The 20,856-nt window shown below is 71.7% G+C and carries 23 protein-coding genes and 1 riboswitch; of the genes, 10 read left to right on the forward strand and 13 right to left on the reverse strand.

Features of this window, described 5'->3' with window-relative positions:
* Positions 1–39 precede the first annotated feature (39 nt).
* A riboswitch (TPP riboswitch) is annotated at positions 40–148 on the reverse strand.
* A gap of 149 nt (positions 149–297) precedes the next feature.
* Positions 298–1,053: a BA14K family protein gene (locus CRT23_RS14885; protein ID WP_103710315.1), complete on the forward strand. Its 756-nt coding sequence runs from the start codon at positions 298–300 to the stop codon at positions 1,051–1,053.
* 99 nt (positions 1,054–1,152) lie between these two features.
* Here CRT23_RS14885 and CRT23_RS14890 read toward each other — a convergent pair whose 3' ends face one another.
* From CRT23_RS14890 to CRT23_RS14900, 3 genes are all read right to left on the reverse strand, one after another.
* Positions 1,153–1,407 carry a hypothetical protein gene (locus CRT23_RS14890; protein WP_055956943.1) on the reverse strand — a complete coding sequence of 85 codons (255 nt, stop codon included), beginning with the start codon at positions 1,405–1,407 and terminating at the stop codon, positions 1,153–1,155.
* A 125-nt stretch (positions 1,408–1,532) separates the two neighbouring features.
* Positions 1,533–1,751: a hypothetical protein gene (locus CRT23_RS14895; RefSeq protein ID WP_103710316.1), complete on the reverse strand. Its 219-nt coding sequence runs from the start codon at positions 1,749–1,751 to the stop codon at positions 1,533–1,535.
* A gap of 185 nt (positions 1,752–1,936) precedes the next feature.
* Positions 1,937–2,734: a site-2 protease family protein gene (locus CRT23_RS14900; protein ID WP_103710371.1), complete on the reverse strand. Its 798-nt coding sequence runs from the start codon at positions 2,732–2,734 to the stop codon at positions 1,937–1,939.
* Between the two features lie 338 nt (positions 2,735–3,072).
* On the opposite strand from CRT23_RS14900, the gene CRT23_RS14905 reads away from it, so the two are divergent.
* The 3 genes from CRT23_RS14905 (at position 3,073) to CRT23_RS14915 (ending at position 5,643) form a co-directional block, all read left to right on the forward strand.
* Entirely contained in the window at positions 3,073–3,918 is an 846-nt protein-coding gene (locus CRT23_RS14905; protein WP_103710317.1) for an alpha/beta hydrolase, read from the forward strand.
* 25 nt (positions 3,919–3,943) lie between these two features.
* Complete coding sequence (locus CRT23_RS14910) at positions 3,944–4,318, forward strand: restriction endonuclease (protein WP_103710318.1); 375 nt, start codon at positions 3,944–3,946, stop codon at positions 4,316–4,318.
* A 251-nt stretch (positions 4,319–4,569) separates the two neighbouring features.
* Positions 4,570–5,643 (forward strand): acyltransferase family protein, encoded by a 1,074-nt coding sequence (locus tag CRT23_RS14915; RefSeq protein ID WP_103710319.1) that lies wholly within the window; start codon positions 4,570–4,572, stop codon positions 5,641–5,643.
* Between the two features lie 4 nt (positions 5,644–5,647).
* Here the strand turns inward: CRT23_RS14915 and CRT23_RS14920 are convergent, their stop codons facing one another.
* On the reverse strand, positions 5,648–6,505 hold the full coding sequence (locus CRT23_RS14920; protein WP_103710320.1) for a gamma-glutamyl-gamma-aminobutyrate hydrolase family protein: 858 nt from the start codon (positions 6,503–6,505) through the stop codon (positions 5,648–5,650).
* 144 nt (positions 6,506–6,649) lie between these two features.
* Between CRT23_RS14920 and CRT23_RS14925 the strand changes: the two genes are divergently transcribed.
* Positions 6,650–6,943, forward strand: a complete 294-nt coding sequence (locus tag CRT23_RS14925) for a hypothetical protein (RefSeq protein WP_103710321.1) — start codon at positions 6,650–6,652, stop codon at positions 6,941–6,943.
* A gap of 23 nt (positions 6,944–6,966) precedes the next feature.
* Here the strand turns inward: CRT23_RS14925 and CRT23_RS14930 are convergent, their stop codons facing one another.
* On the reverse strand, positions 6,967–7,176 hold the full coding sequence (locus CRT23_RS14930; RefSeq protein WP_055956960.1) for a hypothetical protein: 210 nt from the start codon (positions 7,174–7,176) through the stop codon (positions 6,967–6,969).
* 179 nt (positions 7,177–7,355) lie between these two features.
* Here CRT23_RS14930 and CRT23_RS14935 point away from each other — a divergent pair, with 179 nt between their 5' ends.
* The 3 genes from CRT23_RS14935 to CRT23_RS14945 all read left to right on the forward strand — a co-directional run bounded on the left by CRT23_RS14935 (position 7,356) and on the right by CRT23_RS14945 (position 10,633).
* Positions 7,356–7,679, forward strand: a complete 324-nt coding sequence (locus CRT23_RS14935; protein ID WP_055956962.1) for a hypothetical protein — start codon at positions 7,356–7,358, stop codon at positions 7,677–7,679.
* 60 nt (positions 7,680–7,739) lie between these two features.
* On the forward strand, positions 7,740–8,189 hold the full coding sequence (locus tag CRT23_RS14940) for a GNAT family N-acetyltransferase (RefSeq protein ID WP_103710322.1): 450 nt from the start codon (positions 7,740–7,742) through the stop codon (positions 8,187–8,189).
* A 245-nt stretch (positions 8,190–8,434) separates the two neighbouring features.
* Positions 8,435–10,633, forward strand: coding sequence for a PBP1A family penicillin-binding protein (locus CRT23_RS14945; protein ID WP_103710323.1), 2,199 nt, complete (start codon positions 8,435–8,437; stop codon positions 10,631–10,633).
* Positions 10,634–10,748: 115 nt separating this feature from the next.
* On the opposite strand, the gene CRT23_RS14950 is transcribed toward CRT23_RS14945, so the two are convergent.
* The 3 genes from CRT23_RS14950 to CRT23_RS14960 all read right to left on the reverse strand — a co-directional run bounded on the left by CRT23_RS14950 (position 10,749) and on the right by CRT23_RS14960 (position 14,567).
* Complete coding sequence (locus CRT23_RS14950; protein ID WP_103710324.1) at positions 10,749–12,266, reverse strand: FAD-dependent oxidoreductase; 1,518 nt, start codon at positions 12,264–12,266, stop codon at positions 10,749–10,751.
* 115 nt (positions 12,267–12,381) lie between these two features.
* The gene (locus CRT23_RS14955; protein WP_103710325.1) at positions 12,382–13,644 is read right to left on the reverse strand and encodes a porin; all 1,263 of its coding nucleotides are present in this window, start codon (positions 13,642–13,644) and stop codon (positions 12,382–12,384) included.
* An 83-nt stretch (positions 13,645–13,727) separates the two neighbouring features.
* On the reverse strand, positions 13,728–14,567 hold the full coding sequence (locus tag CRT23_RS14960; RefSeq protein ID WP_103710326.1) for an aldo/keto reductase: 840 nt from the start codon (positions 14,565–14,567) through the stop codon (positions 13,728–13,730).
* 273 nt (positions 14,568–14,840) lie between these two features.
* Between CRT23_RS14960 and CRT23_RS14965 the strand changes: the two genes are divergently transcribed.
* Complete coding sequence (locus tag CRT23_RS14965) at positions 14,841–15,908, forward strand: adenylate/guanylate cyclase domain-containing protein (protein ID WP_103710327.1); 1,068 nt, start codon at positions 14,841–14,843, stop codon at positions 15,906–15,908.
* Positions 15,905–16,387: a YaiI/YqxD family protein gene (locus CRT23_RS14970; protein WP_103710328.1), complete on the forward strand. Its 483-nt coding sequence runs from the start codon at positions 15,905–15,907 to the stop codon at positions 16,385–16,387. Before CRT23_RS14965 ends, CRT23_RS14970 begins: the two co-directional genes overlap by 4 nt.
* 188 nt (positions 16,388–16,575) lie before the next feature.
* On the opposite strand, the gene CRT23_RS14975 is transcribed toward CRT23_RS14970, so the two are convergent.
* The 5 genes from CRT23_RS14975 to CRT23_RS14995 form a co-directional block, all read right to left on the reverse strand.
* Positions 16,576–16,851, reverse strand: coding sequence for a BrnA antitoxin family protein (locus CRT23_RS14975; RefSeq protein WP_055956975.1), 276 nt, complete (start codon positions 16,849–16,851; stop codon positions 16,576–16,578).
* 23 nt (positions 16,852–16,874) lie between these two features.
* Entirely contained in the window at positions 16,875–17,099 is a 225-nt protein-coding gene (locus CRT23_RS14980; RefSeq protein WP_055956977.1) for a hypothetical protein, read from the reverse strand.
* A gap of 304 nt (positions 17,100–17,403) precedes the next feature.
* Positions 17,404–18,333 carry a DMT family transporter gene (locus tag CRT23_RS14985; protein ID WP_056278025.1) on the reverse strand — a complete coding sequence of 310 codons (930 nt, stop codon included), beginning with the start codon at positions 18,331–18,333 and terminating at the stop codon, positions 17,404–17,406.
* A gap of 85 nt (positions 18,334–18,418) precedes the next feature.
* Positions 18,419–19,687 carry an arsenic transporter gene (locus CRT23_RS14990; protein WP_103710329.1) on the reverse strand — a complete coding sequence of 423 codons (1,269 nt, stop codon included), beginning with the start codon at positions 19,685–19,687 and terminating at the stop codon, positions 18,419–18,421.
* A gap of 50 nt (positions 19,688–19,737) precedes the next feature.
* The gene (locus tag CRT23_RS14995; RefSeq protein ID WP_103710330.1) at positions 19,738–20,853 is read right to left on the reverse strand and encodes a metallophosphoesterase; all 1,116 of its coding nucleotides are present in this window, start codon (positions 20,851–20,853) and stop codon (positions 19,738–19,740) included.
* Positions 20,854–20,856 lie beyond the last annotated feature (3 nt).

Raw genomic sequence — 20,856 nt, forward strand, 5'->3', positions numbered from 1 at the left:
AGCGGTGTTGGATGGGACGACGCCTGGATCTTGCGCGCCGCTGCTACGAATTCCCGTCCCTCCGCCGGTACGAACCGGATCAGGTTCAAGGGTCAGGGCGACGCGCCCAATCTCAGCCCCCGCACTCGGAGCCCCCCTCGGAATGCTTCTAGATTCGAGGTCTGCGGCGGTTTTGTCAATCGCCGGCCCGATGAAGTGCGGCGGAATAGGGTGCGAACCGAACTTTATCGTCAGGCCCCGCGTTCGGTTACCAGAAGTTCGGTCCTCGGGATCGACATGCGAACGACAGGCTCTCCCATGAAGCGCATACTCTTGGCATCGGCCGCCCTGGTCGGGGCCCTCTCGATGATTCCCGCATCCGCGGACGCACGTCCGGGCGGTGGCGGCGGTGGCTTCCGTGGCGGTGGCGGCGGATTCCACGGCGGTGGACTTGGCGGTGGCGGCGGATTCCGCGGCGGCAACTTCGGTGGTGGCGGCTTCCGCGGTGGTCTCGCGCAGGGCGGCGGGTTCCGCGGCGGCAATGTCGGGGGCAACTTCGGCGGCGGCGGGTTCCGCGGCGGCCTCGCGCAGGGTGGATTCAACCGGGGCGGGTTCAACCGCGGCGGGACCATCGGCGTCGGCGCGGGTGCCGTCGGCGCCGGGGCGGGCCTCGCGGCCGGCAACGGCTTCCGGGGTGATCGCGGCGGCTTCAACCGCGGTGGGTACAACCGGGGCGGTGCCTATGCCGGGCGCGGCTACGGCTACCGCCGCGGCTACGGTGGTGTCGGGCTCGGGCTCGGCCTGGGTCTTGCCGGCGCCGGAATCGGCTACGGCCTCGGCAGCGCTTATGGCGGCTACTACGGCGACGATTACTATGCCGGCGGCTATGCGCCGGCCTATTACGGCGGCTCCGCGCCCTACGGTGGCGGCTATGCCGCCACGGGCTACGAGGCCGGCCCGGAGGTCGCGACCAGCGGCGAGGACGTCGCCTACTGTGTCCAGCGCTTCCGGTCCTATGACCGCCGCACCGGGACCTATCTCGGCAATGACGGTCAGCGTCACGCCTGCCCGTAACGGCAGACGCGTCGCAGCAGGATCGAAGGGCTCCGCCGCGAGGCGGGGCCCTTTCGCGTTTCCGGTCTCAGGTTCGTGGACGCCGTGGGCGATCCGGCCTCAGGAGCCCTGCAGGCTCTCGGCGAAATCGTCCGGCACCTCTCCGAAGCTGCCGAGGATGGACGCGCTCTCCAGTTCGCCCGTCTCGTCGTCGGCTACGACCTTGATCGCCGCTGTGCCGGGGAAACGGGCGGCCATCGCCTCGGCCTTCTTCAAGGCCCCGCTCTCCGTCACCGCCACCTCGCGGTCGCCCGGCGAGAGCCGCTTGCGCTTGAGCACGAAGGTCTGCACCAGGAACGTCGTCTTGAGGGCCATCGCAGGGTCTCTCCACCGGGCCGCGCCGGATCGCGTCGGATCCGGAGGCCGAGCGCACCTAGCACGAAAGCCCGGTTCCTACGCGGCGCGAACGCCGCGGTCGGGCCGGGACCGGCCTCCCCCGCTCAGGCCGACAGGTTGCGAGGGGCCTCGCGCCGCTGGATCAGGCGCGCCCCGTCCCAGAGTTCGACCGAGCGGCCCTCCAGGAAGGCCCGCGCCCGCTCCGGGACCTCCGCCTCGCGACAGCCCGCAGGGGACTCGGTGCGAAGAACGCGGCCGGCATGGTCCAGCAGCCGCACGCGGTAGGCCGATGGCGTCCCCTGCCCCGGCGCATCGTCCCGCATGACCTGCGCCCGCCTCGACGATGGTGACGAGCCGGGGCGCCGCCTCGCACGCGAGACGAACCACGCGGCACCTCCGCATGCGCCGCAACCGTCCGGCTCAGCGCGTTGACGGACACACCGCCGCGACCCATCCGCCGCCACGCCGTCAAATCTCCCGTGCGTCGTGCCCCCTCCGACCGGTGGGATCACCACAGGCGCACCAACCGAAACCCCGCGATTACGTCTGCGAGATCGATGCCGCACACCGTCGTCACCAGCAGGCTCGCGCGGAACAACGGCCGGGTGAAGGCCGCCGAGATCAGGAAGAGGCCGAGCAGCACCAGCCCCGAATGCCGGGCCATCTGGTCCGCGAAGGTCCAGGGCGCGGTTGGCAGCGAGGCCGGCGGGCCGGAGAGCCAGGGTCGGACGATGTCGTAGCCGTCGAGCCCCGGGATCGGCATCAGCCCGAGCACCAGGGCGGTGCCTTGGAACAGCACCGACACGGCGAGCACCGCACGCAGCGTCTCCGCCCCCGGGCTGGCCAGCGCATAGAGCAGCGCGAGCGCGACGAGGAAGAGGACGCTCATCGCCGGGCCGGCGGCGGCCACCGCCGATTGCCGTCCCCGGCTCAGCCCGGATTCCGGCGGACGACCGAGGCTGCCTGGCATTCCCACGCCGCCCGGAAATCCGACGCCACCCATGATGGTGAACAGCGCCGGCAGCAGCATGGTCGCCACGGGGTTGGGTGCCCGCAGGGGATCCAGGGTGAGCGCGCCGGTCCGGGGCAGGCCCGAGAGCAGCGCCGCCCGGGCATGCCCGTACTCGTGCAGGCAGAGGCCCAGCACCCAGCCGGACATGAGGAAGACGAAGGCCGCCCCCGAGCCCGCGAGCGCGCCGGCACCGATGCCGAAGCCGACCCCGCAGAAGATCAGCCCGACGAGGAGCGCGTTCGCGCTGAGGCGAGGAGCGCCCATGCCCTCCGCGCGACCGGACGCGTCCCTCATGCCGCGGCGCACCGGACCGGTGCGGGCGCGGCGGACCGGTGACGGGTCCTCAGGGAGCGGCTCTTGGGCAAGAGGAGGCTCTTGGGCAAGAGCAGGAACACGGGCAAGAGGAGGAACACGGGCAAGAGGAGGAACACGGGCAAGAGGAAGCTTCGGGGAAGAACGGGCGCAGGAGCATTCACGCGACGCAACATCGCTGGTGACACGCCAAAGTCCAGCCCTACCTCTCGGGGACGCCCCAGTGTCCCCTCCATCCCCAGGGTCCGGCGCGGTTCGGCGCCCCGCCGCGACGGTTCGGGGTCGTCGCTCGGTCGCGGCCTCATCCCTTCATCGAGCGCATGCGTCTTCTCGCTTCCCTCGTGGCCACCGCCTTCCTCGGCCTCGCCGTCCTGGCCATGACGCTGCTGACCGTCTTCCAGCGGCACCTGATCTATCCCGGCGCCTTCCGCAGCCAGGCGCCCGCCCCCGCCCGGCCCCCGCCGACGGGCACGGAAGCCATCAGCCTGCCCACGGCCGACGGCGAGCGCCTGCTCGGGTTCTGGCGGGCGCCGGAGCCGGGCTGTCCCGTGGTGCTCAGCTTCCACGGCAACGGCTCGCGGCCGGAGCCCGCTGCGGCGCGCTTTGCCGGCGGGCCCTGGCGCAAGGCGGGCTGGGGCCTCCTCGCCATCGCCTATCGCGGCTATCCCGGCTCGACCGGGAGTCCGAGCGAGGCGGGGCTGATCGCCGACGGACAGGCGGCCTATGCGTGGATCCAGGCGCGGGTCCCCGGAACTCCGGTGCTGCTGCACGGCCATTCGCTGGGGGCTGCGGTGGCGGTGGCCCTGGCCGAGACCCGGCCGCATCTCGGCCTCTATCTCGAGGCGCCCTTCGACTCCCTCTCCGCCATCGTCGCCGGGCGCTTCCCCTTCCTGCCGACCGGCCTGCTCCTTCGGGATACCTTCCGGTCCGACGCGCGCATCGCCGCCGGGGGCGGTCCCCTCGTCATCGTGCACGGCCGGGACGACCCGGTGGTGCCCCTCGCCCATGCCGAGCGGCTGGCGGCGCAGGCCGGTCCACGGGCGCGCCTGATGGTCATCCCCGGCGACCACGTCTCCATTCTCGGGACCCGGGACCGCGAGGCCGCGGCCCTGTTCCAACCGAACGACCCCGCCTGCCGGACGCTTGTTCCGGCAGCAGACCACTGACGCACGCATCCGACGGGAGACACCCTTGGGACGACGAGCCCGGCTCTGGCGCGACGACGACCCGGCGACGCATAGTCCGCAGGCCAAGCCTCCGGTGATCTGCCCGCTCTGCGAGCGGCCGATCCCGCCCCATGCCAAATCCAGCCTGCACCACCTGACCCCGAAGCTGAAGGGCGGGGCGCGCGCGGGCACGGTGCGCCTGCACCAGATCTGCCACTCGGCGATCCACGCCCGCTTCAGCGAGGCCGAGATCGCCCGCCGCCTCGCCGACGTGGAGGCCTTGCGGGCGGCGCCCGAGATGGCGGAGTTCCTGGCCTGGGTCCGCACCAAGCCGGACGATTTTCACGCCGCGACCCGCATGACCCGCGACCGCCGGGGCGCCAAGCGCGACCCGCACTGAGGCCTGCAGGGCGCAGCCGGCCCTGCGGCAGGGCCCCTGCGCACGGAAACGCGGCACCGCCCGGAGTGAGAGAAGGCGCGGCCCGGCCTTTACCTTCCGTTCGGCATGATCGGCCGGTGGCTCCCAGCGTATCGCCATCCTTAAGACCTGGCGCCCAAGGATCGCGGTCCTGTAGGCGGGGACGGATCATGGCGGCGGTCGCGGTGGGGCAAGGTGCGGCGCAGGGAACGGCGCAGGGAACGGGGCCGCGGATGGCGGGATCCGCGGAGGATTCCGCCCGGCTCGCCTGGGTGGATGTCGCCAAGGGCCTCTGCATCATCCTCGTGGTCATGATGCACTCGACCCTCGGCACCGGGATCGCGATGGAGGGCGAGGGCTTTCTCCACACCGTCGTGGCGTTCGCGCGCCCGTTCCGCATCCCGGACTTCTTCCTGCTGTCGGGCCTGTTCCTCGGCCGGGTCATCGACCGCGACTGGCGCCTGTTCCTGGACCGGCGCCTCGTGCACTTCGTCTATTTCTACGTCCTCTGGGTGCTGATCCAGTCGGCCTTCAAGTACGGCGCGATCACCGACGGAGCCGGGCCGGGCGCGTTCGTCGCCCATCTCGCCCTGGCGGTCGTCGAACCCTACTCGACCCTGTGGTTCATCTACCTGCTGGCGGTGTTCTCGGTGCTGACCAAGGCCCTGCGGTCGGTGCCGGCGGCCTGGCTCCTCGGCGGTGCGGCGCTGCTGCAGGTCCTGCCGCTCCACACCGGGTTCGAGCTGATCGACGAGTTCTGCGACCGCTACGTCTGGTTCCTGGTGGGCTACCTCTTCGCCGCGCGCATCTTCACCTTCGCGGATCTCGTGCAGCGCCACGCCCGCGCCGCGATGCTCGGACTGGCGCTCTGGGCCGTGGTCAACGCCGTCCTGGTCTTCGTGCCCACGGGCTTCCGGGCCGTGCCGGCGCTGGCGAATCTCCCGGGGCTCGCCCTCATCCTGAGCGGTGCCGGCGCCCTGGCGATCGTCGCCACCGGAGCCCTGATGTCCCGGGCCGGCGGGCCGGTGACGGCGGCGCTCAGGGCCTGCGGCCAGCGCTCGATCGTGATCTACCTCGCGTTCTTCCTGCCGATGGCCCTCACCCGCACGCTGATCGTGAAGTCGGGGGCGATCACCGATATCGGCTGGGCCAGCCTCGTCGTCACGGTGGTGGCGATCCTGGTTCCGCTGGCCTTCGAGCGGATGATCCGTCACACGCGCCTGGCGTTCCTGTTCGTGCGACCGCGCGCCTTTCACATCGTCGGCGCCCGCCCGCGGCCGGACGCTCCCGCCCTGCGCGCGGTCTGAACGCTCAAGCCGCGGCTTCGACCCGCGGGCGCACGAGGCGATCGAGGAAGTTCCCGATCTCCGCCCGCCGACGCGCCGGCTCCAGCAGCTCCGGGCCGAGCCGGTGACGGGCGATCAGGTCCCGTTGTCCTTCGGGATTCGCATGGATGCGGCAGAGGTCGGCCGCATAGGCCTCCACCGCCGCGCGGTCGGGCAGCGCGCCGGCCGCCACCACAGCGTCCGCGCTGAGGCGCAGCATCGCGGCCAGGGCGTCGAGGTCGAGTTCGGGGTGGTACTGCGTGCCCCAGAACACGCCGGCCCCGTGCCGGATCTCGATCGCCTGGACCGACAGGACCCCGTTGCCCGCCAGCACAATGGCGTGGGCCGGCGGCGTGATGACGGCGTCGAGATGCATGGCGGGAGCATCGAAGCGCTCGCCCCGCCCGGCCAGGAGTGGGTGCGCCCGTCCGGCCTCGGTGCGTACGAGATCGCGCGAGAACCCGTATTCCGGCCCCTTGGGATTGCGGGCCGCATGGCCGCCCGCCACGACCGCGGCGACCTGGACGCCCCAGCACGAACCGAAGATCGGGAGCCCGGCGGCGAGGGCGTCGCGCACGAGGGCGATCTGGCGCCGCACGGCCTCGGACTCGTTGCAGACGTGGAGCGTCGATCCGGTGAGGAAGAGGGCATCGAAGCCGGCGAGCGTGGTCCCGGGGGACAGGGCCGCGTCGGCGTCGGCCGGGTTGATCAGGGTGCAGCCGACGCCCGGTGAGATCTGGCGCAGGACCTCCGCATAGGCCTCGGCCGAGGTCACGCCGGTGCCCGAAACGTGATCGGCCCGTCCGGACCGGTCGTTCCCATCGGCCACAAGGAGGTGCAGCATGGATCCGGTCCCATCCGGCCCGGGGGCCGGCCAAAGGGACGGGGAACGATCCCTTCCCGCCCTCGTTCCCGTCAGGCCGGACGCCGGATCGCCGCATGGCGCTCCGCGTCGATTCGCACCGAGCGCTCACGATCGGAGGCTTCGATGGCCACGCGACGTCCCGAGACCGCCCCGCGCGTTCGTGCTCGCCCGCACTGTGCGTCCCTGGTTCTCGCCCTCGCCGGGCTGGTGCCCGGCCTCGCTTCGGCGCCCGCCGCGGCCCAGTACATGGCCCTGACCGCCCCCGCGCCGAGATCGGTCGCGCCCGAGCCGCCGAAGCCGGTTCCGCCGCCGACCCGCGCGGCGGAGCACGCCTTCAACGGATCATTGCCGAACCAGCGCACGGGGCATGGACGCGAGCGCGTGGTGCGCGACATCTGCATCGGCTGCGACCGCTGACCCCAGGCCGATCGGGCTTTCGCTCAGGATTCCGCGCGCGCGCCCCGCGTGATCGCCTCCACCATGCCCTGCGACAGCCGCACGAACTGGCCGGTGCCGTGCCCGCGCGCGTCGAGGAGTTCGGCGAAGACCGGCTTGGCCGGCTCGTAGGCCAGGGCTTCCCGGGACCGCGGCCGGCGGCGCTTCTCCCGCAGGCGATCGGCAAGGGCGGCAGGAACGAACGGATCGCGCAAGTCCGGCAGGCTCCTCGTCACGGCTCGCGCGGGCTTGAGCCCGCCGAGCGAGGCCCGGGCTTAGGTCCACGGTGGTTGCCGGAAGCTTAAGGCCGGGCTGCCGTCACGCCCGGAACCCACGATCACGGAACCGTATTCCCGCGGGCGGGGTTTGGTCTGCCGAACAGGGAGAATACTTGATGTCTGACAGCGTGTTGGCGACCGTGACCGTTCCGTCTCTCAGAGCCGCCCGCGTGGCGCGGGATCGCCTGTCGCGCGCCGGCTTCGCCCGGAACAGCATCGAGATCGACCGCCTGGACGATGACGCCTTCGCGGTGTCGATCGCGACCCGGCCGGAGAACCATGCCCGGGCCGAGCGCATCCTCAGCGGTTCGCCCCTGGGCAACGACCTGCGGGCCGCCGGACAGGCGGCGGCGAGCCGCTTCCAGGACAATCGTGGTCTCGCCCTTGGTCTCGCCGCCCTGGCAGGCTTCGCCCTGTTCGGCCTGATGCGCCGGGACTAAGAGGACCCGCAGGATCCTCGCTCCACCGGCTCCGGCCGGGGGAGCCGACCGGAGTGAGGCGTGGCAAGCCGTTACGGGCTGGAGATCCGGGCGGCGCATGTCGGCGACGCGGCGGGCCTCGCCGAACTCCTGCGGGGCTCCGGCCACCCCGTCGCCGCCGAGACCCTGGCCGAACGGATCGAGGCCGTGCGGCACGGCGCGAGCGCGGCCCTCGTCGCGGTCGAGTGGGGGCCGCCGAGCGGCCTCGTCGTCCTGCACTGGTATGCGTCCCTCGCAGCCAATCTGCCGACGGCGCAGATCACCACGCTGCTGGTCGACCCCGACGCGCGACGGCGCGGCCTCGGTCGACTCCTCCTGAAGGCGGCCTCGCAGGCGGCGCGCTCGGCCGGGTGCGGCGAGATCGAGCTGCTGACCGGACTCCATCGGACGGACCTGCAGGCCTTCGGCGCCGCCACCGGATTCAGCGATCAAGGCGCCGTGTCGGTCCGGCCCCTCCGCAAGAAGGCGTGAGCGGAGCCGGGCGGTGCCGCCGGATCGCGGGACCAGGCGGCGGCCGGCGGGGTTGCCTCCACGGGTCTCGCCACCGCGGCCACCCCCTGAACATCCGGTGCACGAACCGCGAGGCTCGTCGAATTTCCCCTGATTTTTCAAAGCTTTGAAAAACGAGCCGGTTAACACCCCTTAAACCCGCCGCAATTACCGTGCGCAAGCAGGGTCGCTCGAATCGCGAACGAACCTTGGGGCAGACGGGACGCATGGCGAAGGGACGTGGCGGCACAGGCCGAGGGGAGCCGAACTTCGACGTGCCCGAGGGCCGCGTCGGAGACCCGGCCGATCTCGACCTGCGGCTCTCGCGCGCCGATCGCGCGGGAGGCGGCGTGGCACGAGGCGGGTCAGGTTCACAGGGCGGCCGCGGCGCAAAGAGCCGTGCCCCCGCCCCATCGCGGGCGCTGCGCAAGGCGCCGCGCCGGGCCCGTCGCTCGATCCTCGGCCGGCTCGTCTACGGCGTCCTCGTCCTCGGCCTCTGGGGCGTGATCGGCATCGCGGGGCTCGTGGCCTACCACGCCTCGCAGCTGCCGCCGATCGACCAGCTGGCGGTGCCCAAGCGTCCGCCCAACATCGCGATCCTGGCGAGCGACGGCTCGCTCCTGGCCAATCGCGGCGAGACCGGCGGCCGGGTCGTCAGCATCAAGGAATTGCCGCCCTACCTGCCGCGCGCCTTCGTGGCGATCGAGGACCGGCGCTTCTACAGCCATTTCGGCGTCGATCCCGTCGGCATCGCCCGCGCGGTCGCCCAGAACGTCACCCGCCGCGGCGTCTCCCAGGGTGGATCGACCCTGACGCAGCAGCTCGCCAAGAACCTGTTCCTGACGCCGGAGCGCTCGGCCTCGCGCAAGATCCAGGAGGCGATCCTCGCCCTCTGGCTGGAGCACAAGTACAGCAAGGACGAGATCCTCGAGCTCTACCTGAACCGCGTCTATTTCGGCGCCGGCGCCTACGGGGTGGAGGCCGCAGCCCAGCGCTACTTCGGCAAGCCGGCGAAATCCGTGACCCTGGCGGAGGCCGCGATGCTCGGCGGCCTCGTCCAGGCGCCCTCGCGCCTGGCGCCGAACCGCAACCTGCCCGCGGCCCAGGCCCGCGCCGCCCAGGTCGTCGCCGCCATGGAGGAGCTGGGCTTCGCCAAGCCCGCCGAGGCCAAGCTGGCCCTGGCGAGCCCGGCCCGGCCCGCCGGCGTGCGCGGCGGCGGCTCGGCCAACTACGTCGCCGACCTCGTGATGGACGTCCTCGACGACTTCGTGCCGAAGTTCGAGAGCGACATCGTCATCGCCACCACCGTCGATACCGGCCTCCAGGGCGCCGGCGAGAAGGCGCTGGTGGACGAGCTGAACCAGAAGGGCGGCCGCTACAACGTCGCCCAGGGCGCCCTCGTCTCGATGAAGCCGGACGGAGCGATCCGCGCCCTGGTGGGCGGGCGCGACTATGCGCAGAGCCAGTTCAACCGAGCCACCACGGCCAAGCGCCAGCCCGGTTCGTCGTTCAAGCCCTTCGTCTACCTCGCGGCGGTCGAGCACGGCCTGACCCCCGACACGGTGCGGGACGACGCACCGATCAGCATCAAGGGCTGGAGCCCGGAGAACTATTCCCGCGATTACCGGGGACCGGTAACCCTGCGGGACGCCCTCGCGCTCTCCCTCAACACCGTGGCGGTCCGCCTCGGCCAGGAAGTCGGGCCCAAGACCGTGGTGCAGACGGCCCAGCGCCTCGGCATCTCCTCCCCGCTGCAGGCCAACGGCTCGATCGCGCTGGGCACCTCCGAGGTGACCCCCCTGGAGATGGTGGGCGCCTACGCCGCCTTCGCCAACGGCGGCACGGGGGTGATCCCCTACATCATCGCCAGCGTGAAGAGCGCGGACGGCAAGGTGCTCTACAAGCGCAAGGACGGCGGGCTCGGCCGCGTCATCGACGCCAACGCGGTCTCGATGATGAACGCGATGATGCACGAGACCTTCGTCACCGGAACCGCCAAGAAGGCGGAGGTTCCGGGCTGGGACCTCGCCGGCAAGACCGGCACCAGCCAGGAGTTCCGCGATGCCTGGTTCATCGGCTACTCGGCCACCCTGGTGACCGGCGTCTGGCTCGGCAACGACGACGGCGAGCCGACGAAGAAGGTTTCGGGCGGCAACCTGCCGGGCGAGATCTGGAAGGCCTACATGACCGTGGCGCTGAAGGGCCAGAGCCCGGTGATGCTCCCCGGCGCCAACCGCTGGCGCAACCGTGGTCCCTCCGAACCCGCGGTGACCAACAGCACCCCGGGTGGCCTGATCGGCGCCCTCCTGGGCGAGCCGCAGGCGGCCGCCCCGCCCCGCCCGGCCGCCCGCCACGCGGATGCGAGCCGCGGCCCGAGCCAGGACGACCGCAACTTCCTCGAGAAGCTGTTCGGGGTCGGCGAGTAGCGCCAGCCCCTGGGTCGGGTCCGGACGATCCTCGCGGGGTGACGGGTCCGGGCTTCGTACAGGCTGAGCGCGGACCTGCTGATGCGGGTCCGGCTGCCGTCCAGCCGGACCCGCATCAGCCGTCCGCTCCCCAGTTCAGCCCGTGCTGCGCCTGGAAGGCGGCCAGCGTCGGGACGGAGGCTTCCGCATCGGCGAGGGCCACGTAGCCGTCGGGCCTCACGAGGTAGAGGGCGTCCCGGGCGAGGCCCACGTGCTCGGCTTCGGGGCTCCAGGCGACGACGTGCAGGCCCAGATCCTGCTGCGCGCACCAGCGCGCCAGGTCCGGTGCCGCCGCACCATGGACGTGCACCCGCCATTCCGACCCCACCACGTCCGCGCCCGCCACCCAGGGCAGCCGATCCCCGCCATGGATCCGGCCCGCCCGGCCCGCGCTGAGCGCGCTGTGCCGATAGGCCAGGGCGATCTGCGAGAGCGTTCGGAACAGGGAGCGCCGGAGGGCCGGGGATCCGGCGACGAGCGGCGCCAACAGGGGCGCGAGCCTGGTCCGCCAGAGCTGCGCCAGGGGGTTCTCCGACGTCGCCAGGGTGAACACCCGGTCCGTCGTCGCGACGAGGCGGCGGGCGAAGCCGATCCGCTCGGTCTCGTAGGTGTCGAGCAGGGCATCGTCCGCCCGCCCTCGCAGGCAGGCGGCGAGTTTCCACCCGAGGTTCATCGCGTCGCCGATGCCGGTGTTCATGCCCTGCCCGCCGGCCGGGCTGTGGATATGCCCGGCGTCGCCGAGCAGGAAGGCGCGCCCGTCCCGGAAGCGGGCGGCGACCCGGTGATGCACCCGGTAGGTCGAGAACCAGTTCACGGTCCGCGGCGCGATCCGCAGCCGCTCCAGCGCCGTGGCAGCGATATCGTCGAAGCTCAGGCTCTCGCGGCGGCCGGCATGATCATCGAGCACCGTCCCGACGAGGCGCACCCGCCCGCGCTCCGCGAGGGGGAACACGGCCAGGACGTCGGCGGCCCTGTCGAGGTTGAGATGGATCTCGCCGTCGACGGCCGGGCCGTCCGCCGCGATGTCGGCGACGTAGAAGAAGCGCTCGTAGGTGCCGCCCGGAAACTCGATGCCGATTGTCTCGCGCACCGTCGAGCGGGCGCCGTCGCACCCGGCCAGGTAGGCGGCCGCCACCTGCACCTGCGCCCCCTCGGTCGTGCGCAGGGTGGCAACGACGCGCGTCCTGTCCTGCGTGAACCCGACGAGTTCGGTGCCTCGCTCGACCCGGATCCCGGCCGCGGCGAGGCGCTCGATCAGGAGACGCTCGTGCGCGTCCTGCGGGTAGATCAGCAGGAAGGGATAGGGCGTCGGGTCCCGTGGGTCGGCGGAGAAGGCCAGGCGGGCGCGCCGGGTGCCGGCGGTCCAGAGATTGACGGCGGGCACCCGGTGCCCGGCGCCGACCACCGCATCGGCGAGGTCGAGAAGACGGTAGAGTTCGAGGGTGCGCGCCTGAATTCCGAGCGCCCGGGAGGTGGTGCCGGGCGCCTCCGCCCGGTCGACGATCCGGACGCGGATGCCGAGCCGTGTCAGCCAGAGGGCGAGGACCAGGCCCGTGGGCCCGGCGCCGACGATCAGGACTTCCGTGCGTTCCATCGATCGTCGCGCCGACCCGGACCGCCGGGCGCGGCCCGGCCTGCGACCCCATCGTAGCACCGCCCCGGGGGCCGGCCGCAAGCCTGCCCAACGGGCTTAGGCCGCCCCGGGCCGCCTACCAGTAGAGCTGAAACCGCCCGATGAAGCTGTCCGCGTCGATGGTGCGGCCGCCCTGCACCGCCGAGGGGCTGGTGTGCGAGCGGACATAGTCCGCGACCACGCGGATGTTGCGGTCTGGGTACCAGTTCAGCCCGACCGTGACGTCGCGCTCGATGCCGCCGCGGATACCGGCATCGTCGAGGTCGATGGCGCTGAAGCGGGTGCCGAGTTCGAACACGCCGATCCCGCCCCGCGAGACTCGGTCGGCCTCCGCCACCTGCACGCCGGAGAAGACCGCGTAGGTGGCGCCGTAATCGGGGGCGAGCTTGTAGGCGCGGCCCTTACCGTTGAGGACGACGCTGGCCTGGATGTAGCCGCCCTGGAAGCCGACCGTGCGGGCGCCCCCGTAGCGCTCCACCTCCGTGCGGATGTACTCGGCCTGGACCAGGAAGGGTCCGTCCCGATAGGCCGCCTCGAGGCCGATGCGGCGGACGCCCGAGGCGTCGCGGATGTCGCCGGTGTCGACGAAGTCGCGCTGGTACAGGAACGCCTCGGACCGGCTCGACAGCGACAGCCCCTGCCCGTCGCGGGGCAGATCGCGAAAGCTCCCGGCGAGGCCGAGATGCAGCACCCGATCGTCCCCGTGGATCGGCGCGTAGGTGGCGCGCCCCGTGGCGGCGACGCCCTCGCTGCCGATCCCCGTGTTGGCGTTGCCGCCGAAGACGCTGGCGACCACCGTCCAGTCCTCCCCGTGCCGGCCGAGCGCGAAGCCGAAATTGCGGGCGGGCGCGAAGGCGTCGGCGAGCGAGCGCTCGGTGAACAGGGTGTTGTTGTCGCTGGTCAGCTGGTCGAGGCTGAAGGGCTCCTTCATGTTGCCCACCGTCAGGAGGGTGTTCTCCAGGCCCGTATAGGCCGCGGCGGCATCGTTGATCGGCCGCATCGGGTCGGCGAAATCATACTGGAAGGCGAGTTCCAGGCTCTTGCCGAGGGTGAGATAGCTCTCGATCCAGGCCCGGCGCACCGCGAAATTCTCCGGGAAGGGCTCGGGAAAACCCGCCTGCCGGATGGCCGCGGCCCCGTAATCGAGCTGCAGCTTGCCGCCGATGCGCAGCTTGGCGACATCGGGGAAGCGCAGGGTGATGCCCTTCTCGTCGATCGTCAGGGTCTCGCCGCTGGGCTGGTCGGGATTGCGCGTGTCGCGCTCGGCGTCCTCGGACAGCGCATGGGTCCCGGCGAGGCAGAACAGCCCGAGGAATGCCGGACCCAGCCATCGCGCCATCGCTCGCACTCCTCACCTGTACCCGGCGCCGACCGTCGGCGCCGGATCATCCCCGGCCATTGGCCACAACTTCGCCCGGGCCGCTACAGCATCGGCAGGCTGCGCGGGCGCGGACCACGCGGGAAGGCCGCGTCGAGGGCGGCGCAATCCTCCGGCGTCAGGGTGATCGCGCCCGCCGCCGCATTCTCCCGCGCCCGCTCGGGCCGCGCCGTCTTCGGGATCGTGAAAGTGCCCTCCTCCCGTGTCAGGAACGCGACGGCGATGGCCCGCGCCGTGGTGCCGTGCGCCTCCGCCAGACGGGCGAGCACCCGGCCTCCGCTGCTTCCGGACTCGGGAAAGTCGCCGCTGCCGAAGGGCGAGTAGCCGACCAGGGCGACCCCGTTGCGACGGCACCAGGGCAGCACCGCGTGCTCGATGGCGCGCTCCTGCAGGTGGTAGAGCACCTGGTTGCAGGCGATCTGGCCCGGTCCCGCGATGGCCGAGGCCGCGTCGAGATCGGCGACGTCGAAGTTGCTCACGCCCCAGGACAGGATCTTGCCCGCCTGCTTGAGGGCGGAGAAGCCCGCGATGGTGTCCTCCAGCGGGATGCGGCCCGGCCAGTGCAGCAGGTAGGTGTCGAGGTGGTCGGTGCCGAGGCGCTTCAGCGAGCGCTCGCAGGCGGCGACCACCCCCGCCCGGCTGGCATTGCCCGGCACGACCTTCGAGACCAGGAACACCTCCGCGCGCCGGCCCGCGATGGCCTCGCCCACGAGGGGCTCGGCCTCGCCGTACATCTCAGCGGTGTCGATATGCGTCAGGCCGGCGTCGAGGCCCGCCCGCAATGTGGCGACGGCGGTGGCGTGATCCGCTTGGTCGAGGTGCCAGGTGCCCTGTCCGATGACGGGCACCGCCGGCCCCGCCGCACCGAAAGTTCTGCTCCGCATCTACCGCGTACTCCCATGATGATGACCGTCCCTGCCAACGCATGGCGGCCACACCGGTCCCCGATCCGCCGGCCTGCGTCACCTTGGCCTTACTCGCGCCATCATGGGACGGTGATCAGGACGGGGTTCGAAGCTCGGCGCGCCAAGGGGCTGCGCCGCCTGCGGACCCATCCCCGAAGGGGCCAATCCGTTGCGCAGCGCTGCATCCTCCCCCACCCCTGCCGGATCGCCGCCGCCGGCCCCCGCCGGGACACCGCACGGGGGACGCCGCTGATGCTGCCGCAGCACCGCTGGTTCTGGCTCCTCATCCTCATCGCCTGCGGCGGCGCGGGCCTCCTCTACAACGTGCTGTTCGCCGGGGGCGCGACGCCCCTCGCCGGCCTGACCTACGGCCTGGCCGTGGGCGGCACGACGCTCGCCTTCGACCGGGGCATGATCCTGGGGGGCCTGCAGGCGCGGATGCGCCGGATGCCGGCGAAGTTCTACGTGCCCGCGGCCGAGCTCGCCTACGTGCTGATGATCGCGGCCGGCATCGCGCTAGGCGGATTGCTGGTCTGGGCCCTCGGTCTTACCGACGACGACCTCAGCCACGCCGTGCGGATCACCCCGCGGGTGCTGGCGTACTGCCTCGCGGTCTCGGCGATGCTCGTCTTCGTCATCCGCATGCGCGATCTCATCGGCGGCGAGGTCTTCGTGAACTTCCTGGTCGGGCGCTACCACCAGCCGGTGCGCGAGGAGCGGATCTTCCTGTTCCTCGACGTCGTCGGCTCCACCACCTTCGCCGAGACCCACGGCGACCTGAAGGCCCAGGCCTATCTCGGCGCGGTCTTCGCGGCGCTCGCCGAACCGGTCCGGCGCAACGCCGGATCCATCGACGATTACATCGGCGACATGGCGATGATCACGTGGCCGATGGCCCGCGGCCTCAAGGATGCGCGCTGCGTCGCCTGCGTGTTCGACGTGATGGATCGACTGGATGCGGAATCCGAGGCCTGGATGGCACGGTTCGGCACCGTGCCGCGTCTGCGCGCCGCCCTGCACGGCGGCTCGATCGTCACGGCGGAAGTCGGCGTCGACCGGCACAAGATCGCGTATTTCGGCGATGCGGTGAACGTCACCGCGCGCATCGAATCCCTGTGCCGGCCCCTCGGCACCGAGATCCTCGTCTCCGACGACCTGCTCGCCCGGATCGCGCGCCTGCCCGCGGGCATTCGCGCCCGGGCCCTCGGCGCGCACGCCCTCCGCGGGCGCGGCCAGCCCTTGAGCGTCTCGACCCTGGAGCGGGTCGGGGCGGAGACGGTGGAAACGGGCGTGCCGCCGCATGCGGTCGCCGCGCAATGACCGAGATAGCACCGCCCCGGTCCATCGTCGTCTACATCGACGCGGACGCCTGCCCGGTGAAGGACGAGACCTACCGGGTCGCCGGCCGCTATGGCCTGCACGTCTACGTGGTGGCCAACAGCTTCCTGGCGCTGCCCCGGGAGACGTGGATCGAGCGGGTGGTGGTGAGCGACGGGTTCGACGCCGCCGACGACTGGATCGCCGAGCGGGCCCGGCCCGGCGCCGTCGTGGTCACGGCCGACGTGCCCCTGGCCAGCCGCTGCGTGAAGGCGGGCGCCGAGGTGCTCGCGCCCACCGGCAAGCCGTTCAGCGAGAGCGGCATCGGCCTGGCGCTGGCCACGCGCAACTTGATGCAGGACCTGCGCGAGGCCGGAGCGGTCACCGGCGGGCCGAAGCCGTTCTCGGCCCGGGACCGCTCCGCGTTCCTCGGCGATCTCGACCGAACCGTGATGCGGCTGAAGCGGGGCGGATTCGGCTAGGGCTCATGGGCCGAACCGGCGACCGGTGCGGCAGAGACGATGCCCGGCGACCGGGACACGCAGCCGCGCTGCGCGAAGCGGCTCGGCCGAGGGTCTGTCGGGCTCGTCTCGAGCCAGGCAGACCCTTGATTCCTGTCTGGACGTTTGGCTTTTTGGGGTAACCGGCTCCCCCTGATCCCCGGCAAACTCTAGAGCCCGGCGGCAGCCTTGAGCGCCGCGTTGATCCGGTCCTGCCAGCCGGGACCGTCCTTCTGGAAATGCTCGAGCACGGCGCGGTCGAGGCGCAGGCTGACCATCTCGCGGGCACCGGGCACGGCCGAGGCCGGGGCGGCCGACGTGGCGGAGACCGGCTTGGCCGTTCCGACGGGCTTGGCGGTCTCGACGGGCTTGGTGGTGGCGGCCTTGAAGGCCGCCTCGGCGGCCTGTCGCGGGTCGCTTGGTCGACGGGAGCGATCGAATGCCATGGCTTCTCCTCCGCCGGACCGACTCAGGACCGCTTGCGCTTGGGCGCGGGCGGCGGGGCAGCGGCCTTCGCCTCGGCGTCGGCAGCCTCCTTGGCGAGGCGCAGGGCCCGCAGCTTCACCGTCCGCTCGTCCACGGCCTTCACCGAGGCGAGATGCTCGGCCATGGCCTGGGCGCCTTCCTTGGCCATCCGCTCGGCCCGCTCGGCGCGCTCTTCGGATCGGGTCCGGGCGTCGGTCTCGTCGCTCATTGCATTCCTGTCCTTGAACCCTCCCGCACGCGCTCGGCGCGGCGTCGCAGATGCCCGTCGGCGCGGCCGCGTGGGCGGTCCGGGCGCCGGAGTTCGGTGACCGATCAGGTCGTGACGCGCGCCGGACTAGGCCGGGAGACGGCAATCGGGCGGCACGAGAGGCTGTCCACACACCCTTGACGCGGATCGGCTCCGGGCGGGATCGTCCGAGGTTTAGCACGCCGGGCGCCGAAAAGGCCAACGTTTCCCGGCGGCTGCAACCGCTTGTCCTCAAGCTTCGCGTTTTCGAATACGTAGGTGCGGCTCAAAACACCGAGATCAGCACGATGCCGGCGACCATCAGGGCGGCGCCGCCGAGCCGGGCGGGCCCGGCCTTGACCTGCTTCATGCCGACCCAGCCGAAATGGTCGAGGGCCACCGAGGTCAGAAGGTTGGCGGTGATGAGAAGCCCGTTGAAGGCGCCCGCCCCCACCTTGTCGACGAAAAGCAGGCCGCCGAACACCGCCACCGCCCCGGTGATGCCGGCGAGCGGCATCCACCAGCGTACCCCGGACACGTCCTGGCGCGTCGGCAGGGGCGTCGGGCGCACGAGGAAGACCAGCACGAACACGAACACCACGGGCAGGAAGGAGACGGTGGCGGCGAGCCAGGGGTTCACCAGGGCGCCGCGCAGCTGGGAATTCCAGACGACGCCGACGGCCTGCAGGATGCCCGCCACCACGATGAAGGGATAGAGCAGCTTCGGGTTGAGGCCGTGCCCGCCATCCTTGTCCCCGCCCGTGTCGGCGGTGGTCCGGGCGATGAAGAACACGCCGACGGCCATCAGCAGACCCCCGAGCCAGGGCATCAGCTTGAAGCCGCCGCCCTGGAGCCCGAACAGGCCGAAGGAATCCATCGCCAGCGAGGCCAGGATGTTGGCGGTCAGCGTCAGTCCGTTGAAGGGCCCCGCCCCGACCTTGTCGATGAAGGCGAGCCCGCCGAACACCGCCACCGCACCCGCCACCCCGCCGAGCGGTGCATACCAGGGCATCTTGCCGAGCGTCTCGAGGGTCGGGAGCGGCGTCGGCATGACGAGGAACAGGGTCGCGAACACGAACACGATGGGCAGGAACGAGACCGAGGCGGCCAGCCAGGGGTTCACGAGCCGGCCGCGCAGCTGCGCGTTCATCGAATTGCCCAGCGCCTGCAGGACGCCCGCGACGAGGATGAAGGGATAGAGCAGTGCGGCGTTCACGGGGGACCTGGGGCTGGAAACTTCGGGCGAGGGAGTTTGGACTAGGGACTTCGGGCCAAGGACTTCGGGCTGAAGACGCGACGGATCAGAGGAGGAGGAGGCCGGCCAGCGCCAGCAGCAGCGCGGGCGGCATGACGAGCAGCCCGAGCTTGAGGAAGCGCCAGAAGCCGACGTCCTGGCCCTCGCGGCGGATCGCGGTCAGCCAGAGGATGGTGGCGAGCGACCCCGTCACCGACAGGTTCGGGCCGATATCGACGCCGATCAGGACGGCGCCCGCGACCTTGTCGGGCACGTGAGCGGTCTGCACCGCGGCGCCCGCGATGAGACCGGCCGGCAGGTTGTTGACGAGGTTGCAGAGCACCGCGATCAGGGTGCCGGCGCCCCAGGCGGTCTCGACGGGCGACGCGGCGGCCGACTGCTTCAGCGCATCGGCGATCATCCGCAGAACACCGGTCTTCTCCAGGGCCTCGACCAGCACGAACAGGCCGGCCACGAGGGGCAGCACGCTCCAGGAGACGTCCTTGGCGACCTCGACGAGGCCGCCGCGCTTCATCAGTAGGACGGCCGCCGTGGTCAGGCCGCCGGCCACGAAGGTGGGCAGGCCGAGGTCGAGCCCCAGGGCCGAGGCACCGATGAGCACGCCGCCGGTGGCGACGATGCCGAGGCCGGCGACGAGACCGGTCCGCGACAGGCGTGATGCCGGGACGTCGGTGGCGACCTGCTGATCGCGCAGGACGGAATTCTGCGTCAGGCGCAGGGTCGCGTAGGTGGCGACGATGGCGAGCACCGAGGGCAGCGCGAACATCGCCAGCCACTGGGTCAGCGGCGGCATGTGCTCGGCGAAGACCACGAGATTGGCCGGGTTCGAGATCGGCAGCACGAAGCTCGCCGCATTGGCGATGAAGGCGCAGATCAGGAGGTAGGGCAGCGGGTTCTCGACCTTGGCGGCCTTGGTTGCGGCGTAGACGGCCGGGGTCAACACCACCGCGCAGGCATCGTTGGAGAGGAAGACCGTCACCACCGTGCCTACCCCGTAGATCAGGGTGAACAGGCGGGTGGCCGAGCCCTTCGCCGCCCGCACGGCGATGCTGGCGAGCCAGTCGAACAACCCTTCCTTCCGCGCCACCTCGGACATCAGCATCATGCCGATGAGGAAGAGATAGACGTCCGTGCCCTTCAGGACGCCCTCCCAGGCGGTCCCGGCCGGCATCAGGCCGAACACCACGAGGGCCGCGGCGCCCAGCACGGCCCAGATCGCCTCCGGCCATGAGAACGGACGGGTGATCACCCCCAGGGTGGCCACGGCGGCGATCGCCCATGTGACAAGGTTCGGGGTCAGCGTCAGCGCACCCATCGGGCTCGGCGTCCTTGAAAGAGAGTAGGGTCAGGCGGGGCGGTTGCGCCTCACCAGTGGCGCCCGTTGCGGTTCGGGCCGAGCTGGGTGCCGAGGATGCCCCGGTCCGGCCAGGCGCCGACGGCATCGGCGTCGCTGCCGAGGCCCTTGGAGGTGACCAGGGCGCTCGCATCGCCGGCCGGCTCGATCCGGTCCTCGCCGACGCCGCCCTCGGCATCCTGAGCCCGGACCGTGAGGCGCCCGGCGCCCGCGGGCCAATCGACGGTGGCCCGGAAGCGGCGGTCGCCCTCGGCGCGCCGCATCGGGCGCCAGGGACCTCCATCGATGCTGAACTCGCAGACCGCGGTCCGCCCGGCGCCGAGCACCAGGGCACGGATCTCGGTGGTGCCCGAGACGATGTGATCCTCGGCATGGGCGAGGCGGCGGTCGGCCGGCGCGGTGATCACCACGAAGGGCCAGCGCTGCGCCAGCTCCTTGAAGCGCCAGCTCACCACGCCCCGGTCGATCGCCGCGATGGCGTAGCCGACCGGCCCCTCCTCGATCTGCCCCGTCGAGCGAGTCGCCGCGTAGATGGTGCGGCCGTCATTGGCGAGCTCGTTGTAATGGGTGTGCCCCATCTCGACGAGGCGGATGCGCGAGCCGTGCACGAGCGCGGCGACCGTTGCGGCCTCGCCCTCCCCCGTCAGGTCGGCGGGGTAGCTGTGCATGAACAGGGCGCAGTCCTGTCCCGCCGCCTCGGCCGCATCGACCTCCTGGCGGAGCCAGGCGACCTGCTCGGCGCCGAGGCGGAAATCCGGCCCGCCGGAGCCCGGCCCGCACATGTCGAGGAACAGGCAGCGGCTGCCCGACACCGTCACCGCATAGGGCAGGCGCGGCGCGCCGAGCCCCTGATAGAACGCGTCGAGGCTCCCGCCCTCCATATCGTGGTCGCCGGTGATGACGTGGACCGGCCGGCGCAGGCGGTCGAGTTCGGCCCGCACCAGGGCGTACTGCTCGGGCGTTCCGTCATCGGCGTTGTCGCCGGGCACGTAGACGAAATCGAGCCCGTCCACGGCGTTGATCTGGTCCACGATCGCATGGACGTCGCGGGCGTTGTCGGCGTCGGCGTCGGTCAGGTGCAGGTCGCCGATATGCGCGAAGGCGAGGATGTCGTCGGTGGCGCTCATACG

Source organism: Methylobacterium sp. V23 (assembly GCF_002917135.1).
Taxonomy (GTDB): Bacteria; Pseudomonadota; Alphaproteobacteria; order Rhizobiales; family Beijerinckiaceae; genus Methylobacterium.

What these genes read in the sequence shown, in the direction of transcription:
- CRT23_RS14885 (WP_103710315.1), top strand. Translation starts at nt 298, where the DNA reads ATGAAGCGCATACTCTTGGCATCGGCCGCCCTGGTCGGGGCCCTCTCG.
- CRT23_RS14890 (WP_055956943.1), bottom strand. Translation starts at nt 1,407, where the DNA reads ATGGCCCTCAAGACGACGTTCCTGGTGCAGACCTTCGTGCTCAAGCGC.
- CRT23_RS14895 (WP_103710316.1), bottom strand. Translation starts at nt 1,751, where the DNA reads ATGCGGGACGATGCGCCGGGGCAGGGGACGCCATCGGCCTACCGCGTG.
- CRT23_RS14900 (WP_103710371.1), bottom strand. Translation starts at nt 2,734, where the DNA reads ATGAGGGACGCGTCCGGTCGCGCGGAGGGCATGGGCGCTCCTCGCCTC.
- CRT23_RS14905 (WP_103710317.1), top strand. Translation starts at nt 3,073, where the DNA reads ATGCGTCTTCTCGCTTCCCTCGTGGCCACCGCCTTCCTCGGCCTCGCC.
- CRT23_RS14915 (WP_103710319.1), top strand. Translation starts at nt 4,570, where the DNA reads ATGGCGGGATCCGCGGAGGATTCCGCCCGGCTCGCCTGGGTGGATGTC.
- CRT23_RS14920 (WP_103710320.1), bottom strand. Translation starts at nt 6,505, where the DNA reads ATGCTGCACCTCCTTGTGGCCGATGGGAACGACCGGTCCGGACGGGCC.
- CRT23_RS14925 (WP_103710321.1), top strand. Translation starts at nt 6,650, where the DNA reads ATGGCCACGCGACGTCCCGAGACCGCCCCGCGCGTTCGTGCTCGCCCG.
- CRT23_RS14935 (WP_055956962.1), top strand. Translation starts at nt 7,356, where the DNA reads ATGTCTGACAGCGTGTTGGCGACCGTGACCGTTCCGTCTCTCAGAGCC.
- CRT23_RS14945 (WP_103710323.1), top strand. Translation starts at nt 8,435, where the DNA reads ATGGCGAAGGGACGTGGCGGCACAGGCCGAGGGGAGCCGAACTTCGAC.
- CRT23_RS14950 (WP_103710324.1), bottom strand. Translation starts at nt 12,266, where the DNA reads ATGGAACGCACGGAAGTCCTGATCGTCGGCGCCGGGCCCACGGGCCTG.
- CRT23_RS14955 (WP_103710325.1), bottom strand. Translation starts at nt 13,644, where the DNA reads ATGGCGCGATGGCTGGGTCCGGCATTCCTCGGGCTGTTCTGCCTCGCC.
- CRT23_RS14960 (WP_103710326.1), bottom strand. Translation starts at nt 14,567, where the DNA reads ATGCGGAGCAGAACTTTCGGTGCGGCGGGGCCGGCGGTGCCCGTCATC.
- CRT23_RS14965 (WP_103710327.1), top strand. Translation starts at nt 14,841, where the DNA reads ATGCTGCCGCAGCACCGCTGGTTCTGGCTCCTCATCCTCATCGCCTGC.
- CRT23_RS14970 (WP_103710328.1), top strand. Translation starts at nt 15,905, where the DNA reads ATGACCGAGATAGCACCGCCCCGGTCCATCGTCGTCTACATCGACGCG.
- CRT23_RS14975 (WP_055956975.1), bottom strand. Translation starts at nt 16,851, where the DNA reads ATGGCATTCGATCGCTCCCGTCGACCAAGCGACCCGCGACAGGCCGCC.
- CRT23_RS14980 (WP_055956977.1), bottom strand. Translation starts at nt 17,099, where the DNA reads ATGAGCGACGAGACCGACGCCCGGACCCGATCCGAAGAGCGCGCCGAG.
- CRT23_RS14990 (WP_103710329.1), bottom strand. Translation starts at nt 19,687, where the DNA reads ATGGGTGCGCTGACGCTGACCCCGAACCTTGTCACATGGGCGATCGCC.
- CRT23_RS14995 (WP_103710330.1), bottom strand. Translation starts at nt 20,853, where the DNA reads ATGAGCGCCACCGACGACATCCTCGCCTTCGCGCATATCGGCGACCTG.